Origin of the sequence: Sinorhizobium numidicum (assembly GCF_029892045.1) — a bacterium.
Taxonomy (GTDB): Bacteria; Pseudomonadota; Alphaproteobacteria; order Rhizobiales; family Rhizobiaceae; genus Sinorhizobium; species Sinorhizobium numidicum.
This window is the reverse complement of the sequence record NZ_CP120369.1, coordinates 480145-498525: the sequence shown is the minus strand read 5'-3', so window position 1 is coordinate 498525 and position 18381 is coordinate 480145. Positions and strand designations below refer to the sequence as shown.

Genomic DNA, 18381 nt, shown 5'->3' with positions numbered 1-18381 from the left:
GACCCGGAAGCGATGAGTGGGTGAAACGTGATGGATCTGGAAACAATCAGAACACTTATCGAATTCGTCGGCCGTTCGCACGTTTCCGAGCTCGTGGTGAGCGAGGATGGCGTTACCGTTCGGATATCGAATGCTACGTCCAGGCGCCTCCCATCGGGTCGAACTTCGACACAGGGCAGTCAGCGGATTGCCGAGCCAACCCCAGCCGATGTGGTCGATGAGGCGGAGCGCGACGCGACCGGCGGCCAAACGGTAAAAGCGCCTGCATTTGGCGTGCTGCATCGGTCGCCGAATCCCGGCGCGCCCGCTTTCGTCGAGGTCGGAGATGCCGTCGAGGTAGGGCAGAGCCTCTGCATCGTCGAGGCGATGAAGGTGTTCAACACCGTTTCCGCGCACAAGTCCGGGCCGATCACGCGCATTTTCGTGAGCGACGGCGAGGAAGTGGAAGCGGGACAGCCGTTGATGGAGATCGGCTGATGTCGTCCGCTAAGATGGGAAGCGAGCATGAGAGCGCACGCCGCTTCGAGAAGGTGCTGATCGCCAATCGCGGCGAGGTCGCTCTGCGCGTTCAGCGGGCATGCCGGGAGCTTGGCTTGCATACCGTGATGATCTGCTCCGACGCCGACCGCGACGCGCCCTATCGGATGACGGCCGATGAGTTCGCTTGCATCGGACCTGCCGCTCCGGGTCAAAGCTACCTCAATCAGGCCGCGGTCCTGCTTGCCGCACGGGCAACTGGCGCCGGGGCAATTCACCCCGGATATGGGTTTCTTTCTGAGAACGCGGGCTTCGCGGAGGCCGTCGAGGCCGCGGGTCTTATCTTCATCGGACCACCCGCCTCGGCGATCCGCACGATGGGCGACAAGATCGCCGCAAAGCGCGCCATGATCGAAGCGCGCGTCCCGTGCGTACCAGGGCCGGACGAGGCGCTTCCCGATGATTTCCCATCGATCGAAAGCATCGCCGAACGCATAGGATATCCAGTGATTGTCAAGGCGGCCGGCGGCGGCGGCGGCCGGGGCATGCGCGTCGTCAACAGTCCCTCGACGCTGCGTGATGCCGTGTCCGTCACCCGCGAGGAGGCGCGAAGAGCGTTCGGGAGGCCGGAACTCTATATGGAGAAATTCCTCGAGCATCCACGCCACATCGAAATTCAGGTGCTTTGCGACGAGCACGGCAATGCCGTGTGGCTCGGCCACCGCGACTGCTCGATGCAGCGACGCCACCAGAAAGTGGTCGAGGAGGCACCTGCGCCCGGCATCCCCGCGAATACCGTCGCTGCAGTGGGAGAACGCTGCGCCAATGCGTGCCGCCAGATCGGTTATCGGGGGGCTGGAACCTTCGAGTTTCTCTATGAGGACGGCGAGTTCTACTTCATCGAGATGAACACGCGCCTTCAGGTCGAGCACCCGGTAACGGAGATGACCTCGGGCGTTGATATCGTGCGCGAGCAGCTTCGCGTTGCGCAGGGGCTGCCATTGACGATTTCACAAGCCGATGTGCGGGCGCATGGCCATTCCTTCGAATGCCGGATCAATGCTGAAGATCCGTTCACCTTCGCCGCCTCACCCGGCCGGATCACTGCCGCTGAGCTTCCCGGGGGGCCTGGAGTCCGCGTCGATACCCATGTGACGGCAGGCTACAAGGTATCGCCGCACTACGACTCTCTGATCGCCAAACTGATCGTTCACGCGCCGACGCGAAATCAGGCCATTCGCCGCATGCAGGTCGCATTGGCGGACACCAGAATCGACGGGATCTCGACCAACCTTCGGCTCCACCAGGAGCTGTTCGAGGACCCTGCGTTTTGCGCCGGCGAGGCCGATATCCATTATCTTGAGAAGTGGTTGGGCGAGCGAAAGAAATGACGAAGGCTCGTAAGCGAAAGAGCGGATCGCTCGCCGAGCAGATTCTGGATCCGGCGACCCTGGAGAAGATCGCGTTCTGGCTCGAACAGGCCGGCGTCGGTTCGATCGAGATCGAGGCGGGAGACGGCCGGCTCGTACGGATCGTGGCCGGCGAGGACGCCACTTCGCCGGACGCCGGCGTGGGTCCGGCTGCGTCGGTCCCGACGGAGCCTGCCACTGTGAGGCCCGCCAAAGCACCGATCGCAGGGCACTTCCTCCCCATGCATCCGGCACGCAATGCCGCAGAATCGACCATAGGTGCTTCCGTCTTTCCAGAGCAAATCGTCGGCTTCGTCAGGGTAGGGCCGCTCATCATGCCGATCTGCGCCGAAGGGGCGGGGACACTGGACGCCTGCATAGTCGAGTCCGGCGACCTCGTCGGATATGGTGACACCGTTTTTCTGATTGAGCCCGCACAATGAGTTTCATGCAAGGCAAAGCTCTCTCGACGCCCGCAACCATCTCGACGGTCACCGCCGACGAGCCGAAGATCTCCACGATCGGTACGGGCGCCTACCTCATAGAGGCGCCGGGGGCGTTCGACCTCCCGACACAGAGGCGCATCTGGGCCTTGGCGCACGCGGTCGAACCGTGGCCCGAGGTTCGGGAAATCGTTCCCGGCGTCACGAACCTGCTCGTGATCCTCAAGCAGACGCCTGAGGAACCGGAGCAATTGCAGGCTCGTCTGAAGCACGAATGGGATTGCCCGCGCAGCATCGACCTGACCGGAAAGACGGTCGAAATCCCAGTCACCTACGGCGGCGAGCATGCAACCGACCTCGCGGCCGTTTGCGATTATTCGGGACTGGGCGATCGAGAGGTCGTGCGGCTGCACTGGCAGGGCAACTACACGGTTGTCGCTCTCGGAAGCGCGCCCGGCTTTGGATATCTGCACGGGCTTGATCCACGTATCTATATGCCGCGCAAGACCGTGCCGTCCCTCAGGATGCTCAAGGGAACGGTGACGATAGGCGGCATGCAGACGGGTGTGTCGGTGCTGACGGGACCGAACGGATGGAATTCGATCGGCTTCGCCGAAATGCAAATGTTCGACCCAGCGAAGACGCCGCCAGCGCTGCTCGCTCCCGGCGATCGGGTCCGCTTCCTTCCCGAGAGGATCGAACTGTGATCGAAGTTCTTCAGACCGGGCCCCTGAACACGGTGCAGGACCTCGGCCGTTTCGGATTCCGCAACGCCGGTGTGACCTCAAGCGGCGCGATGGACCGGCTTGCCCTGGTGGTGGGCAATCTGCTCGTCGGCAACGATGAAGGGGAGGCCGCTCTCGAAGTTCAGACCTTTCCGTTTCGCCTGCGATTCGACAGGGACATGACAATCGCGATCACCGGCGCGGACGGCGATGCGCGCTTGGACGGACGGCGGCTCCCACCCTGGTGGGCGATACCGGTTTCGAGCGGACAGGTGCTTGAACTCGAGACGCCACGTCGTTCCGCGCGCACTTATCTGAGCCTTGCCGGCGGAATCGACGTCGAGCCGGTTTTGGGATCGCGTAGCACGTCTCTTCGCGGCGGGTTCGGCGGGCTCGAGGGCCGTTTCCTAGCGGCGAATGACCGACTGGCGATTGGCAGTGCGCGTGCATGTGCTGTACCGCCGGGCGGCTTCGGGGCCGTGCCGCCGGAGGCCGCACTTGCCGAACACTTTCCGGCTCCAGAGGACGACACGCTTCTTGTGCGAGCCATTCCTGCCGGAGAATACGCGCTCTTCGCTGCCGAGGCTGAACGCTTCTGGACGCAGACCTGGAAGATCTCCTCGCAAAGCGACCGTACCGGCTACCGGCTCTCGGGCGAGCCAATCAGGCTTGCTTCTCCCGTTGAGCTGCGTTCGCACGGGGTTGTTCCCGGGGTTGTGCAGATGCCGCCGTCGGGTGAGCCGATCATTCAGATGAGCGATGCCAACACCGCCGGGGGCTATCCCAAGATAGCGGGCGTTATCGACGTCGACCTGTGGCGGCTGGGCCAGGCGCGGATCGGCAGTGGCATCCGGTTCGTCCAGTCGAGCGTCGCCGAGGCGCTCGCCGCGGAACGGGCGGTACAGGCCTACCTCGACGATATTCGTCGCACGGTGCCCATGCTCAGCCAGGCCCTGGCGGCGATGTCGCGCCGATAGCTCTCGCGCGCTGAGAAAGCCAAGACAGAAGAGGCAGCAATGAAAATCGATCTCAATTCGGACATGGGGGAGGGTTTCGGACCCTACCGGCTCTGCGACGATGAGGCACTCATGGACGTCGTATCGTCGGCGAACATCGCCTGCGGCTTTCACGCCGGCGACCCGGACACGATGGCGCGGATGGTGAGGCTGGCGAAGGCCCGCGGCGTCGGCATCGGTGCCCACCCCGGCTTTCCCGACCGGCTCGGTTTCGGGCGTCGGGAGATGCCCGTCGAGGCGGACGAGATGCGCCAGCAGGTCCTTTACCAATTGGGCGCCTTGACCGCGATCGCCAAGGGGGAAGGAGTACCCGTCGCCCACATAGGGTTTCACGCAGCGATGGGCAACATGATCAACCGCGATCCGGCGCTTGCCGACCTGATCATGCAGACCATCAGATCGGTGGATCCGGAACTCATCGTCTTCTCGATGCCCAACAGCGAAATAGAGCGGGCCGCCACACGCGCCGGCTTGAGGACGCTCACGCTCTTTCTGGTGGACCGGGCCTATGATGCTGCCGGGCAGCTTGTTTCGCGCAAATTGCCGAACTCCGTCCTCAAGGAGGAGGCGACGGTCCGTGCTCGGGTCCGGCAATTCCTCGAAAGTGGAACGGTGACGACGACCGACAACCAGACGATCGAGGTTCGCGCGCGCTCGATCCTCGTCCATAGCGACACCCCGAGCTCGCTCGAATTGGCCCGGATCGTCCGCAGCGAGATCGAGGCGGCCGGAGCGACGATTGCGCCTGCGCGGGAAGTCCTCGCATAGCGCCGAGGGCGCAAAGATTTGAGATCTGCAACACACGTGAAAGACAGGAAACCATGCCGACTCTCGCCGATCGCCTCAAGAACGTCTCCGTATCCGCGTCTGCAGCAATGACGCAGCGCGCCCGCGATCTCGCGTCGCGAGGCATCGATGTGGTGTCGCTCTCCTCGGGAGAGCCGGATTTCCCGACGCCACCCCATGCGATCGAGGCAGCCCATGCCGCGGCCCTGGCAGGCGACACCAAATATCCGCCGCTCGATGGCACGCCGGCCCTCAAGGCGGCCATCGCGCGCAAATTCAAGCGGGACAACAATCTCGATTACGAGTCCAGCCAGATCCTCGTCTCCGGCGGCGGCAAGCAGGTGATCTTCAACGCGGTCCTTGCGACCTGCAATCCGGGGGACGAGGTGGCCATACCGTCTCCTTCGTGGATCAGCTACGCCGATATCGTTCGCTTCGCCGGCGGCGTGCCGGTTCCCGTCACGTGCAGCCACGAGAACGGTTTCAAGCTCAGCGCCGAAGACCTCGAAGCGGCCATCACTCCGCGGACGAAGTGGCTGTTCCTCAATTTCCCCAACAACCCGACCGGCGCAGCCTGCTCGCGTAAGGAGATGGCGGCGATCGCCGAGGTCATGCTGCGCCATCCCGACGTGTGGATCATGACCGACGACATGTACGAGCATCTCGTCTACGACGATTTCGAGTTCTGCACGATCGCCGAGGTGGAACCGCGGCTCTTCGACCGAGTCCTCACGGTCAATGGTGCCTCCAAAGCGTACGCGATGACGGGCTGGCGGCTGGGATTCTGCGGCGGGCCGAAGGCGCTCATTTCCGGGATAAGCAACGTCAACGGCCAAAACAACGGCGGCACGTCGACGATCACCCAAGCGGCGGCGGTAGCCGTGCTCGATGGGCCTCAGGATCTGTTGAAGGAGCGCGCGGCGATCTATCGAAAGCGGCGAGACTTCGTGCTCGACAGGCTCGCCGGCATCGACGGCTTGACCTGCCACAAGCCGGAAGGCGCTTTCTATCTCTTCCCGAGCATTGCGAGGCTCATCGGCAAGACGAGCAAGTCGGGGCGCAAGATCGAAACGGACACGGACTTCGTTCTGGCGCTCATCGACGAGCAGCACGTGGCAACTGTGCAGGGCGCGGCCTACGGCATGAGCCCGTTCTTCCGCATTTCCTACGCGACCAGCATGGAGAAACTTGCGGACGGCTGCGATCGGATCGCGCAGTTCTGCAGTGATCTTAGGTAAGATGCGGGAGCTTGAGCGGTTCCGGCGCTTACTGCTTCAGCCGCTCCGTCAGTTCGTGCAGCAACGCCTGCACAGCTATGGCGGGCTCCGACAGCGGTGCGTATTCCGATACGCACAGGGAGAGTGTCTCTTCGATTTTCGGTGAGATGCTCCGGCAGATGGTCGGGCCCGCCCCCTCCGAGACAATACGATCCGCCACGGCCTTCGGCATGATCGTCGCACCGAGACCACTCCCCACGGCTCGCGTCAGCGTCCGGATAACCTCTACCTCGCCGATCACCGTCAAATCCGCCCGGCTTCTCGCGAAAGCGGCTTCCACCGCGCGTCGCACGAAGTTGTAGGCCGGCGGCATCAAAAAAGGCAGCGGTTCGAGCGCCGAAATCGGAACAGGTGTATCGCCGGCCTTGATACCGAACTTCTCGTGCGCGACGAGGTAGAAATCCTCCCTGAGAAGCGGATCGAAGCGCAGACCTTTCATCGGGCCGGCGCCATGGATCAATGCGATTTCCAGTCGATTGTTCATCAGCATCTGGCTGTAGGTCTGCCCTACGCCCTCCGTAAGGTGAAGAACGATGCCCGGGAAGCGTCGTCTTGTTTCTGCCAGGAGCTCGAAGGACAGGGTCGCGGCGCTGCTGAATGGCGTCAGTCCGACGGAAACACGGCCGGCAAGGTGTTTTCCCGCAGCCACGACATCGGCATGAGCTTGCTCCATCTGCCGCAGGATGATCTGCGCGTGCCGATAGACTTGGGCGCCCGCGTCCGTCATGACCACGCCCTGCTGGCTTCTTGTGAGGAGCTTCGTTCCGAAGTGCTCCTCCAGGGCCGCGAGCTGTTGGCTGAGCGCAGGCTGTGCGATGTGGAGGATGTCCGCCGCTCTCGTAATGCTGCCCGTATCGACGATCACGACAAACGATTTGAAACGCCTGATATCCATTGATGAAATTGCGCTCACTGTTGCTGCAACCAATCCGAATACTACAGCCTGGCTGTTAGCTTGTAACGCCTTCTTTCCCAAGCCAAACTTGGGCGAGAAACAGGAGGTTCAGGTCGCAGCAAGCTTGTTTTCGAGCGGCGGCAGTACAGATTAGCCGAGTTAAATCACTTTCATAAAGGGCAGTCGTTGCCTTCATAAGATAGGCTTATCCCTCCAAAGATAATCGGAATTATCGCCCGCTTGAAAGGTCAGCTACTGTTCCCAAAACAAAGGGGATCGCTGATGCCATTTTCCGATTACAGAACCGCGCTGGTCACCGGTGCTTCCTCCGGAATCGGGGCCGCAGTCGTCGAGCGCTTTTGCGCCGAAGGGCTCGAAGTGCACGCGATCGCGCGCAGTGCGGAGCCGTTGCGCAAGCTCGCGGAGCGCACCGGTTGTGTGGCGCATGCGATTGACGTCACCGACCGGGCAGCCCTCGCGGATCTCACAAGTCGCGTCCAGTTCGATATTCTCGTCAACAACGCCGGCGTCGACCGCCCCAAGAAGTTCCTGGAAGCAGAGGAAGGCGACATCGATCTCCTCATCGACGTCAATCTTCGCGCGGTTCTTCACCTTTGCAGGATGGTCATCCCTGAAATGGTTGCACGCGATCGCGGCCATGTCATCAACATCTCCTCGATCGCGGGCGCCTACAATTTCGGCGGAAATTCCACCTATCACGCGACGAAAGCCGCCGTGCGCATGCTCTCGAACCAATTGCGCATTGACGCCTTCGGCAAGCGCGTGCGTGTCACGGAAATCTGCCCGGGGCGGGTGGCAACCGATATATTCGCGCATGTCCATGGCGACAGCCCGGAGATCCGCGAACGCTTCATCGACGGCTATGAGCTCCCCGAAGCAAAAGACATTGCCGATGCCATAGCCTTCGCGATCGCTGCGCCGGTCGCCGTCAACATAGGTCACATGGAGATCACGCCGACACTTCAGGTCATGGGTGGTCTGCAGACGGCAAAACCGCAATCTCCGAAGACCGGGGACCAAGGCCGTGAGTAGCTTCGACCTCTCTGAGATCCTGGGCAATCCCGAATACGTGTCGATGCTGCTCCTTGGCATCGAAATGACGTTCATCGTAGCGGTCGGATCCTGGGTTCTCGCAATGACGCTGGCACTGCTTCTGCTTGGCCTTCGCTACGCGCCCGGCCCGGTCGGCAATGCGTTCGTGACCGCTTATGTTTCCTATCACCGCAACGTTCCGACTCTGGTGCAGCTCATGCTCTGGTATTTCGGCATCTTCACGCTGATGCCGGATGGGCTCACGTTCTGGCTGAACGACCATAATGCCGAGGCGATCTTCGCGGTGATCGGACTGGGTCTCTGCCAGGCGGCCTATTTCAGCGAAGACCTCCGCTCCGGCATGCGGGCGGTAAGCCCCGGCCAGATGGAAGCGGCCCGCGCGCTCGGCCACGGATATGTTTCGGCCATGCGCTACGTCATGCTGCCGCAAGGGGTGAGAAACGCGCTGCCCGCCCTGATCAATCACAGCGTCTCGTTGTTCAAGAACAGCAGCCTCGCAGTCGCGATCGGCGTCGCCGAGCTCACCTATGCGGTGAAGGAGATCGAAAACTTAAGCTTCCGCACGTTCGAGAGCTATCTGCTGGTGACCGTGCTCTACCTTGTCTTCTCACTGATGATCATGGCGGGTGGCGCGTACATCGCCTGGAAAGCGGACCCGGTCAGGAGCGGACGAGCATGATCAGCGACATCATTGCCATCATCCGCGACTACTGGTTGCTGCTGCTCATCGGGCAGTATCCGAATGGTCCCATCGGAGGACTTGCGGCGACACTGATGCTTTCGGTCCTCGCGATCGCCTTCGCCTTTCCGGTGAGCATTGCGTTCGCGCTTGCCCGGCTTTCGAAGTCGCCGTTCCTGAACTGGCCCGTAACCGCGCTCGTCTACTTCACACGCGGCGTGCCGCTGCTGATGTTGATCCTCTGGGGATATTTCCTCGTGCCGCTCGTCACGGGCGCCAATGTCCCGAGCTTCCTGACAATGCTGGTGACGCTCGTCGTCTATCAGGGAGCATTCCTGAGCGAGGTGGTGCGCGGGGGGATCGTGGCACTTGGTCACGGCCAGATGGAGGCGGCCCGGGCACTTGGCCACAGCTATCTCGGTGCCATGCGTTTCGTCATCCTGCCTCAAGCGCTCTATAACGTGATCCCCAGCATCATTTCGGTGTTCGTTGCGACGATCAAGGACACGACGCTCGGCTACGTGATCAACGTGCCGGACCTGACCTTCGCCGCCAGTCAGATCAACAATCAACTGCTGACCCAACCGTTCCAGGTCTTCTTTATCCTCGCTGCGGTCTATTACGTGATCTGCTGGTCGTTGAGTCAGGTGGCCGTGCTCACGGAGCGCCGGATCACCCGCAAACGCGCCGGCACCGCGCCGCTGCCGACCGCGAAATCCCTCAAACTCGCAGCCCTCACGGATCAGCCATCATGAACACGACCGTGTCCTCGAAGAATTCTCCCATGATTCAACTGATAGGCGTCCGCAAGAACTACGGTATCTACGAGGTTCTGAAGGGGATCGATGCCGAAGTGGCTCGTGGCGAAGTTGTCGTGATCTGCGGCCCGTCTGGCTCAGGCAAGTCGACATTGATCCGAACCGTCAACCGCCTTGAGGAAATCGGAAACGGCTCGATCATCTGCGACGGCAACAATATCCATCGGCCGATGCCTGCCAAGGAGCTCAACCGGTTGCGCAGCCGCATCGGGTTCGTTTTCCAGAGCTTCAACCTGTTTCCTCACCTGTCGGCCATCGACAACATCGCGATGTCGCCGATCCGGGTGAAAGGCGTTCTGCGCGACGTTGCCTACGCCAAGGCCGCACAACTTCTGGAACGGGTAGGTCTGGCCGACAAGGCCCATGCCTATCCCGCTCAATTGTCGGGCGGTCAGCAGCAGCGGGTCGCCATCGCCCGGGCACTGGCGATGGAGCCCCCAGTGATGCTGTTCGACGAACCGACAAGCGCACTCGACCCGGAAATGGTCGGCGAAGTCCTCGCCGTGATGAAAGGACTGGCGGCCGACGGCATGACGATGATGTGCGTCACGCACGAGATGGGATTTGCCCGTGATGTCGCTGATCGCGTCTGGTTCATCGATCAGGGGCAGATCGTCGAGTCCGCCCCGCCCGAAGAATTCTTCTCTCGCCCCCAAACGACGCGAGCGCAGCGCTTCCTGAGCGATCTGCGGCATTAACCAAAAACTAACTCCAGAGGAGAACGAGCAATGAAATTGAAGTCATGGACCCTGGGCGTCGCGCTCGTGATGACCGCGATCGCTGGTCCGGCAAAGGCAGACAAGCTTGGGGACATCACTGCGGCCAAGGTGATCCGTTGCGGAACCTTTGCCGACGTGCCGCCTTTCGCGGCCCCGGATCCGAAAACGCGCGAGATGGCGGGTTTCGACGTCGATCTCTGCAACGCGATTGCCCGCGAGCTCGGTGTCAAGGCTGAGATCAAGCCGCTCTCGGTCGAAGCACGCGTTCCCGAGGTGAAGCTTGGGCGCGTCGATATCGCGGTGGCCAATCTTGCCTATACTCTGAGCCGGGCAGAGCAGATCGAGTTCAGCCATCCCTATTATCTTGCCAAGGAGATGCTGATCGTGAAGGCCGATGATCCCGGCCAGAAGAAGGCCGATTTTGCCGGTGTCCGGCTTGCCTCGACGAAGGGCTCGACGTCCGAGCTGGCCATCCGCAAGAACGAGTCCAAGCCGCTGACGTTCCAGGACACCGGTTCTGCATATCTCGCCGTTCAGCAGGGGAAGGCTCGGGGACTGGTCGCCAACACGATGACGACGACCAAGATCGTCAACGAGTCCAAGACCAAGGGTGCCGAGATGCGCATGATCGAAGAACCCATGCTCTACCAGCCGATCGGCATCGGCATGAAGAAGGACGAGCCAGCTTTGACCGCGAAGATCAACGAAATTCTGGTCTCGCTCGACAAGTCCGGCGAGATCAACAAGATCTGGGACAAATGGCTCGGACCGAACACCGAGTACAAGATGACCCGCACGGACAAGGTCGTCCCGATCACGGAACTGAAATTCGAGCCGATCCCGTAATCACTGAACGGCGATGAATATCGCTTTCCCAAGATGCGGCCCGAGCTCGGGCCGCGTCATCGAGGAATGGTGCGCGCCCGCATGCGGGAAGCTGCACGGAGCGTTGATCAAAACATACCGGCAGCCGTCGGCGGCCCCAGGAGACTTCAAATGATCAAACTGAAGCAACGGTTCGAACGTCCGAGCAAGGACGAGATCGAGGCCATCGCCAAGTTTTCGCCGGCGACCCTTCACGAAGCGCAGGGTCGCAGAGGCGCGCTGTCTTCCCGACTGAAGCCGATCGATTACCGAATGAAACTCTGCGGACCTGCCTTCACGGTCAAATGCGCGCCGCGCGACAACATCATGCTCCAGGTCGCGATCAACTACGCTCAGCCGGGAGACATCATCGTCGTTTCCGCCGGTGAGTATGAGGAGGCCGGATCCTTCGGCGATGTCCTCGCCAATGCCTGCCTTGCGAAGGGCATCGGCGGCCTCGTAACCGACACGGGCGTTCGAGACACGCTTCAATTGCGCGAGCTTGGCTTCCCGGTCTTTTCCTTGAGCGTCTGCATCAAGGGCACTGTCAAGGAGACGCTCGGCGCCACCAACGAGCCAATCCTGATCGGCGACGAAATCGTGCATCCGGGCGACATCATCGTCGGCGACGCGGATGGCCTGGTCGTCGTGCGGCGGTCGGAGGCACGCGACGTGGCGAAGCTGGCGCAGGCCAGGGAGGATGCCGAGGTCGAATACATCGCCGCATACAAAGCCGGCAAGTCGGTCGTCGAGGTCAGCAAATTGGAAGCGGTGCTGAAGGCAAAGGGTCTCGTCGTCGAGGACTGACATGTGGCCTGCTACGCCTCGAAGATGGCACGCTGCATACGCCGTCAGGCGCGACGGCACAGGAGAATATGAAGTTATGGCTTTTCCACTTTTTGACCTCACGGGCAGGCGGGCTCTCATCACCGGCTCGTCGCAAGGCATCGGCTATGCGCTGGGGCGCGGGCTGGCCGAGCACGGTGCAGCCATCGTTCTCAACGGCCGCGATCGTTCGAAGCTGGCCTCGGCTGCGAGCTCTCTCAAAGATGCCGGTCATGACGTTGCGGTCTCGGATTTCGACGTGACCGACCCCGCTGCAGTGAAGCGCGGCGTCGACGCGATCGAGCAGGATATCGGGCCGATCGACATCCTGATCAACAATGCCGGCATGCAGTTTCGTACGCCGCTCGAGGATTTTCCGGCTGAGCGCTGGGAGCAATTGCTGAGGACCAACGTCTCCAGCGTCTTCTATGTTGGCCAGGCGGTCGCCCGGCATATGATTGCGCGCGGCGCGGGTAAGATCATCAACATCGCCTCGGTTCAGAGTGAACTCTCGCGCCCGGGCATCGCCCCCTATACGGCGACGAAGGGCGCGGTCAGGAACCTGACCCGCGGCATGTGCACCGACTGGGCGAAGCACGGGCTGCAGGTGAACGCCATCGCACCGGGCTATTTCAAGACGCCGTTGAATCAGGCGCTGGTCGACAGCCACGACTTCTCGTCCTGGCTCGAGAAGCGGACGCCCGCGGCCCGCTGGGGCGAGGTCGAGGAACTGGTCGGCGCGGCGGTCTTCCTGGCGAGCCGTGCTTCTTCCTTTGTCAACGGACAAACGCTCTATGTCGACGGCGGCATCACCACAAGCCTCTGACGCCGACTGCAGCCCGGTCGTCGTCATGGGCGTCTCGGGTTGCGGCAAATCGACGGTTGGGAAACGGCTTGCGGATTATCTGGGCGCAGCCTTCGTCGAGGGAGACGGTCTGCATTCGCCGGCCAATGTCGCCAAGATGCGAAGCGGCATTCCGCTGGACGACGCAGACCGCGGGCCCTGGGTCGATGACATCGGTGCGCTCCTGGCGCGCGAGCGCACGGTCGTGGTGTCGTGCTCCGCATTGAAGCGTTCGTACCGCGATCGGCTGCGCGCCGTCGCCGGACGGCCGATCACCTTTGTCTTCCTGCAAGGTAGCCGCGCGGCGCTCGCTGCGCGCATGGGGGAGCGGAGCGGCGATTATATGCCGTTGTCGCTGCTCGACAGCCAGCTCGCCACGCTCGAATTGCCTTCGGGCGAGGCGGACGTCGTGACGATCGAAATCGACCAGTCGCCGGAGCGCATCGTCGCGCTGGCGATGAACAACCTGGCGATCCGCTGGGGTCGCTCGACCACCGAAGAAACCACGGGAGGAAAATGATGACGAAACCGGACATCCTGCTGATGGGACCGTATCCGGACTGGGACCTTGCCGAACTCGAAGAGCGTTACCAGGTCCACAAGATCTATTCGGCGGCAAACCGTGAAGCGTTCCTCGCGCAGCACGCGCCGAACATCCGGGCAATCGCCACCCGCGGCGAACTCGGGGCTTCCGCCGAGCTGATGCGCTCGCTCCCGAAACTCGAAATCGTCTCCTGCTATGGTGTCGGCACGGATGCGATCGATCTCGCCCATGCCAAGGCGAACGGCATCCGTGTAACCAACACGCCGGACGTGTTGACGGCCGATGTCGCCGATTTCGGCGTCGCCCTGCTTCTCGCGGCCGCGCGCCAGATCCCTAAGGGCGATGCCTATGTCCGCGATGGCCATTGGGCGACGGGCAATATGGGCCTTGTGACCCGTGTGTGCGGCAAAAAAGTCGGGATCGTCGGCATGGGCCGCATCGGATCGGCGGTCGCCAAACGGCTGGCGGGGTTCGACTGCGAGATCAGCTACTTCGACATAAACCGGCGGGCGGACTTGCACTATAGTTTCGTGCCCGACCTGACCGAGCTCGCGCGCCGCTCAGAGTTTCTGATCGTCACGCTTGCGGGCGGGGAGAGCACCAGGGGGATCGTCGATGCACCGGTGCTTGCAGCGCTCGGCGCAAACGGCATCCTCGTCAACATCTCGCGCGGATCGACCGTCGACGAGAGCGCTTTGATCGACGCGCTGGAACGCCGGACCATCAAGGCCGCGGCTCTCGATGTGTTTGCGAGCGAACCCAATATCGATCGCCGCTTTCTCGCCCTCGACAACGTCGTGCTGCAGCCGCATCACGCGTCGGGAACCGTTGAGACCCGGCAGGCGATGGGTCAGCTCGTGCGCGACAATCTCGCTGCGCATTTCGCCGGTCAGCCGCTCATCACTCCTGTCGTGTGAGGTTCCCATGAAAGCCGTCGTTATTCACGCCGCCAAGGACCTGCGGGTCGAGGACAGGGAAGCGGATGCGCTCGGACCAGGCCAGGTTGCGATCGCGATTGAGGCCGGAGGCATTTGTGGGTCGGACCTGCACTATTACAATCACGGCGGCTTCGGCGCGATCCGCGTCCGCGAGCCTATGGTGCTCGGGCACGAGGTCGCCGGCACGGTCAGGGCACTGGGCGAAGGGGTGTCGCGTCTTTCGCCCGGCGATCGCGTCGCAGTCTCACCGAGCCGCCCCTGCAATGCCTGCGCCTATTGCCTTGTCGGTCAGCAGAACCAGTGTCTGAACATGTTCTCCACGACAAAATTGATTGTTTCGGCGGCGAGCATCGACCATATGGATGTACGACGCCATGCGCTTTAAGGGCCTTGATCTCAATCTACTCGTTGCGCTCGACGCGCTGATGACCGAGCGCAAGCTCACGGCTGCGGCACGTAGCATCAACCTTAGTCAACCGGCCATGAGCGCGGCAATCGCCCGTCTACGCACCTATTTCCGGGACGAGCTCTTTACAATGCAGGGCCGCGAACTTGTGCCGACTCCGCGCGCGGAAGCACTCGCACCCGCCGTCCGTGACGCCCTGCTGCACGTTCAGCTCTCCGTCATTTCCTGGGACTCGTTCAACCCAGCTCAATCAGATCGCCGTTTCAGGATCAGCCTTTCCGATTTCATGACGCTTGTGTTCTTCGAAAAGGTGGTGGAGCGTGTCGCATGGGAAGCTCCCGGCGTTAGCTTCGAGTTGCTGCCTCGCGCCGATCAGCCCGATGAACTCCTCAGGCGCGGTGAAGTCGATTTTCTAATCTTTCCTGAATTGTTCATGTCGAGCGCGCACCCCAAAGCGAAACTATTCGACGAGACATTCGTCTGCGTCGGCTGCCCAACGAACAACCAGCTGACAGCGCAGCTTTCCTTCGAGAGTTACATGTCGATGGGGCATGTCGCAGCCAAGTATGGGACCACGCGGAAGCACTCCCTCGAGGAATGGTTATTGCTCGAGCATGGACTCGAGAGACGTGTCGAGGTCGTCGTGCAGGGCTTTAGCATGATCCCGCCGTTGCTATCGGGCACCGACCGCATAGCCACCATGCCGTTAAGACTGGTCAGGCATTTCGAACGCACGATACCCCTGCGGATCGTCGAACTTGCGCTGCCACTTCCAGCATTCGCCATGGCTGTCCAGTGGCCCGCCCTTTGCAACAGTGATCCAGCAAGTCTCTGGATGCGGGAGATCCTGTTACAGGAGGCTGCCCGCATGGAAGATCCGCCTGAGACCTCTGGGTATCTACCGGCAAAGAGTTCCACCCCCTCATCTAGTTTGCCTACACAGAGGTTATGACTCTTTCACCGTTGTCTGTTGCATTGGCGTTGACGAGCGAGTTTGACACGAGCCTGCTTGTCAAATAGCGGGAGCTAGGCAGGTGACTATCCCCTAGCGGTAAGGCTAGCGCCAGTCGCGGAATGTCTCTCGGTCGGCAGGCTGTAATTGCTTCCGTGGCTCACTGGCTTTGCCGCAATTTGAATTGAAGAGAGGAGACGGCCGGACAGGGTTCATCACTCCTTACTAGTCTACCAGAAACGAGCTGCCTTTTTTGGGGTAAGCGTCCGGTCAGGGCTTGATGACCGACTGGGCCATGGACCACGGCAACAGCTCGCCGACTTTATTGCTCGGTCTAGGTCGATCCAATGATTATAGTTCTAGAGGGGGCGCGCTGCGGGAACGCATGAAGGCGGCATAGTTCGCCGTTCCCGTGCAGTATCTTTGGATGCTCGTGCCGTGCACCACGTCTGCGCCAAAGGCCGATCAGGGCATCTTTAACCCCGGCGCGATCGCTTCGCAGAAATATGCCCGGCACCTCCAAAACCTCCCGCTAAATGAGGTGGTCAGGCGGCCTACGATTGGCTGTCGCGCGGTTTGGTTGAGGGGTCGAGACCTTCCTGAGTCAGCCAGGTCAAGGAGATGAGCTCTATGGTGCCAATTTTGAATTGGAAAACAAGCGAATTTCACGTGGCTATCAGGGCAGCATGATCGTGGCGCCAGGATCAAAGTCCTTTACGACGGTGACAGCTAGCGCGAGGGCAACCACGATGCGCTGAAAGGCTCGGGGTTCGCGGGTATCACCAACGCTCGCACCCGTCCAGGCAATTCGCGCACAATAAGTTCTTCGTCCTCCGGCGAGCGGGAACGTTCTCCGAGGTGTGGACCGGCTCGACCAACCTCAGCGACAATCCCTCGTAGTGGCGGCCACCGAATTGCAACGCACTCATCAAAGAGTTCCTCCGGACGTCGCCACTGGTGAGTGAGCGCTACAAGCACAAGCTAAATAGCCGTCTGCATCTCCGGATTGTATGGACGCCCCGCCACAGCCGATGCTTTCGGCCGCGAACCGAAACCATTACCACGTCCAGATGCCAAACATCGCGGCACGAAGTGTCCGGTTTGTCGATTCCGCGACACGGTGTTGTTCGGCCGGCCTGCCGCTGCCGGTCAGTGAAGCCACTGAATAATATTGCAGAAAAGTTTTCTGAGGCCCTTTTTGCGCAGTTGGCACGACTCTTGAGTGTCTCTCCTTGCGCGGCAGCCGGAGCTGCCGACGAGCATCTCCGACTGATCTTCTCATGTGAGCGCTAAAAAAGGAGACAACAATGAACACCGACATGTCAGCCTATGGTGTGACCGACTTAACGCCTGAAGAAGCAGCTGCAATTGCAGGTGGATGGGGCCTTTTTGGCGCAATAGCTTTCGGAGTTATTGGGCTGATAGGCCTTGCAGCTGCAACTATTGGGGAAGGGGTAATACGCAGTAAAATCCAACAGGGTTAGGTGCGCAAGCTAGCTATGCGCCATGGTGACGACAGATCAGCAGTTCCCCTTTCTGCTGAAGTTGTCGGCTGCACCGCGGAGAGCATCCTCTCCCGACGATCAGGACGCTCTTTGGTCATCTATAAGATCGTTGTACTTGCTGTGGCAGCGACATTGGTGTCGCTGCCACTCATCACCGTAACGGTCTCTGTCCAAAGTGCCGGCACCATTCGCCCCACCATCGAGAAAACGCCCCTAATCGCGCCCGTCTCCGGACGCATCTCCCGTATCCTTGCCGGTGAGAACGAACTGGTTGCCCAGGGGCAGGAGATTCTCTCCCTTGACGATCAGGTTGTTGAGGAAAAGCTCAGGGCGCTTACAGCCGACATTCGCGCGAAGAGCGATCTTGCCCGTGACCTCGAAAGCCTGATCTCCTCCGGCACACGGGCCATGAACCCGATCCGGTTCCTGACTGAGTCCGCCGCCGCGGAGCGGGCGCATTTTCTCAACCGGGTGCGCGAAAACCAGTATGCCGCCAGTAACGCCGCGGCGGAACTTGAGCGCGCCAAGCGACTGGTCTCCGTTGCTGCAGCGCCCGCAAAGACCGTCGACGAAAAGGCTTTCGCCCTCCAGAGCGTTGAGGTTCAGGGGGAGATCCTTGTGCGGCGCAAATCCGCCGAATGGAATCAGCAGCTGTTCGACACTAACTTACGCCTCAAGGAACTCACGGCCACCTTGCATCAGCTTGAGAATGAACGGGATCTGACCCGCATTCGAGCCCCGGTGTCGGGCGCTCTTGAGCAATTCTCCGGCCTCACCCCCGGCAGCTACGTTCAGGCCGGGCAGACCGTCGCTTCGATCTCGCCGGACGGCGAATTGGTCGCGGAAATCTACGTCTCTCCGAACGACATCGGCTTCGTGCGGCCGGGCCAGTCGGTGCGGCTCCAAGTGGCTGCCTTCAATTACAATCAATGGGGTGTCATTGACGCGACAGTGCTCAACGTGGCGCAGGACTTCACCCTCAACGACGGGAAACCGGTTTTTAAGATCCGCTGCGCGCTCTCCCGCAGCTATCTCACGGCCAAGAACGGCGCCATCGGTCAGCTGAAGAAAGGTATGACCGTGCGGGCTCGCTTCCTCGTGGCCGACCGCACTCTCCTGCAACTCCTCTACGATGACGTCGACGATTGGCTCAATCCGCTCCTGGCGAGCCGCTAATCCTCCATT

20 protein-coding genes and 1 pseudogene are annotated in these 18381 nt (G+C 61.3%); 20 read left to right on the top strand and 1 reads right to left on the bottom strand.

Features of this window, described 5'->3' with window-relative positions; genetic code table 11:
- Nucleotides 1-30 precede the first annotated feature (30 nt).
- The 7 genes from PYH37_RS31475 to PYH37_RS31445 are packed head-to-tail and all read left to right on the top strand — an operon-like array spanning nt 31 to nt 6094.
- A complete protein-coding gene (locus tag PYH37_RS31475; protein WP_280736570.1) occupies nt 31-477 on the top strand; it encodes an acetyl-CoA carboxylase biotin carboxyl carrier protein in 447 nt (148 codons plus the stop codon).
- Entirely contained in the window at nt 477-1868 is a 1392-nt protein-coding gene (gene accC, locus PYH37_RS31470) for an acetyl-CoA carboxylase biotin carboxylase subunit (protein ID WP_280736572.1), read from the top strand. The genes PYH37_RS31475 and accC overlap by 1 nt, the downstream gene beginning before the upstream one ends.
- Nucleotides 1865-2329: an acetyl-CoA carboxylase biotin carboxyl carrier protein gene (locus PYH37_RS31465; RefSeq protein ID WP_280736573.1), complete on the top strand. Its 465-nt coding sequence runs from the start codon at nt 1865-1867 to the stop codon at nt 2327-2329. Before accC ends, PYH37_RS31465 begins: the two co-directional genes overlap by 4 nt.
- Complete coding sequence (gene pxpB / locus PYH37_RS31460) at nt 2326-3036, top strand: 5-oxoprolinase subunit PxpB (RefSeq protein ID WP_425336194.1); 711 nt, start codon at nt 2326-2328, stop codon at nt 3034-3036. Before PYH37_RS31465 ends, pxpB begins: the two co-directional genes overlap by 4 nt.
- Nucleotides 3033-4031 (top strand): 5-oxoprolinase subunit C family protein, encoded by a 999-nt coding sequence (locus tag PYH37_RS31455; RefSeq protein ID WP_280736574.1) that lies wholly within the window; start codon nt 3033-3035, stop codon nt 4029-4031. The genes pxpB and PYH37_RS31455 overlap by 4 nt, the downstream gene beginning before the upstream one ends.
- A 39-nt stretch (nt 4032-4070) precedes the next feature.
- A complete protein-coding gene (locus PYH37_RS31450) occupies nt 4071-4838 on the top strand; it encodes a 5-oxoprolinase subunit PxpA (RefSeq protein WP_280736575.1) in 768 nt (255 codons plus the stop codon).
- 53 nt (nt 4839-4891) lie between these two features.
- A complete protein-coding gene (locus tag PYH37_RS31445) occupies nt 4892-6094 on the top strand; it encodes a pyridoxal phosphate-dependent aminotransferase (RefSeq protein WP_280736576.1) in 1203 nt (400 codons plus the stop codon).
- 28 nt (nt 6095-6122) lie between these two features.
- Here the strand turns inward: PYH37_RS31445 and PYH37_RS31440 are convergent, their stop codons facing one another.
- On the bottom strand, nt 6123-7028 hold the full coding sequence (locus tag PYH37_RS31440) for a LysR substrate-binding domain-containing protein (protein ID WP_280736622.1): 906 nt from the start codon (nt 7026-7028) through the stop codon (nt 6123-6125).
- 282 nt (nt 7029-7310) lie between these two features.
- Here PYH37_RS31440 and PYH37_RS31435 point away from each other — a divergent pair, with 282 nt between their 5' ends.
- From PYH37_RS31435 to PYH37_RS31370, 13 genes and pseudogenes are all read left to right on the top strand, one after another.
- Nucleotides 7311-8081 carry an SDR family oxidoreductase gene (locus PYH37_RS31435; RefSeq protein ID WP_280736577.1) on the top strand — a complete coding sequence of 257 codons (771 nt, stop codon included), beginning with the start codon at nt 7311-7313 and terminating at the stop codon, nt 8079-8081.
- Nucleotides 8074-8781 (top strand): amino acid ABC transporter permease, encoded by a 708-nt coding sequence (locus PYH37_RS31430; RefSeq protein ID WP_280736578.1) that lies wholly within the window; start codon nt 8074-8076, stop codon nt 8779-8781. The genes PYH37_RS31435 and PYH37_RS31430 overlap by 8 nt, the downstream gene beginning before the upstream one ends.
- Nucleotides 8778-9536, top strand: coding sequence for an amino acid ABC transporter permease (locus PYH37_RS31425; RefSeq protein ID WP_280736579.1), 759 nt, complete (start codon nt 8778-8780; stop codon nt 9534-9536). The genes PYH37_RS31430 and PYH37_RS31425 overlap by 4 nt, the downstream gene beginning before the upstream one ends.
- A complete protein-coding gene (locus tag PYH37_RS31420; RefSeq protein ID WP_280736580.1) occupies nt 9533-10297 on the top strand; it encodes an amino acid ABC transporter ATP-binding protein in 765 nt (254 codons plus the stop codon). Before PYH37_RS31425 ends, PYH37_RS31420 begins: the two co-directional genes overlap by 4 nt.
- 30 nt (nt 10298-10327) lie before the next feature.
- Nucleotides 10328-11164, top strand: coding sequence for an ABC transporter substrate-binding protein (locus PYH37_RS31415; RefSeq protein WP_280736581.1), 837 nt, complete (start codon nt 10328-10330; stop codon nt 11162-11164).
- Between the two features lie 150 nt (nt 11165-11314).
- The gene (locus PYH37_RS31410) at nt 11315-11989 is read left to right on the top strand and encodes a 4-carboxy-4-hydroxy-2-oxoadipate aldolase/oxaloacetate decarboxylase (protein ID WP_280736582.1); all 675 of its coding nucleotides are present in this window, start codon (nt 11315-11317) and stop codon (nt 11987-11989) included.
- A 76-nt stretch (nt 11990-12065) separates the two neighbouring features.
- Complete coding sequence (locus tag PYH37_RS31405; RefSeq protein WP_280736583.1) at nt 12066-12833, top strand: SDR family oxidoreductase; 768 nt, start codon at nt 12066-12068, stop codon at nt 12831-12833.
- Nucleotides 12802-13371, top strand: a complete 570-nt coding sequence (locus PYH37_RS31400) for a gluconokinase (protein ID WP_280736584.1) — start codon at nt 12802-12804, stop codon at nt 13369-13371. The genes PYH37_RS31405 and PYH37_RS31400 overlap by 32 nt, the downstream gene beginning before the upstream one ends.
- Complete coding sequence (locus PYH37_RS31395) at nt 13371-14312, top strand: 2-hydroxyacid dehydrogenase (protein ID WP_280736623.1); 942 nt, start codon at nt 13371-13373, stop codon at nt 14310-14312. The genes PYH37_RS31400 and PYH37_RS31395 overlap by 1 nt, the downstream gene beginning before the upstream one ends.
- A 7-nt stretch (nt 14313-14319) precedes the next feature.
- Nucleotides 14320-14646: pseudogene (locus tag PYH37_RS31390) on the top strand (alcohol dehydrogenase catalytic domain-containing protein); the annotation flags it as partial.
- A 61-nt stretch (nt 14647-14707) separates the two neighbouring features.
- A complete protein-coding gene (locus PYH37_RS31385; RefSeq protein WP_280736624.1) occupies nt 14708-15691 on the top strand; it encodes a LysR family transcriptional regulator in 984 nt (327 codons plus the stop codon).
- 1307 nt (nt 15692-16998) lie between these two features.
- Nucleotides 16999-17175, top strand: a complete 177-nt coding sequence (locus PYH37_RS31375) for a hypothetical protein (protein ID WP_280736585.1) — start codon at nt 16999-17001, stop codon at nt 17173-17175.
- A 111-nt stretch (nt 17176-17286) separates the two neighbouring features.
- Nucleotides 17287-18372, top strand: coding sequence for an HlyD family secretion protein (locus PYH37_RS31370; RefSeq protein WP_280736587.1), 1086 nt, complete (start codon nt 17287-17289; stop codon nt 18370-18372).
- The last annotated feature ends 9 nt before the right edge of the window (nt 18373-18381 follow it).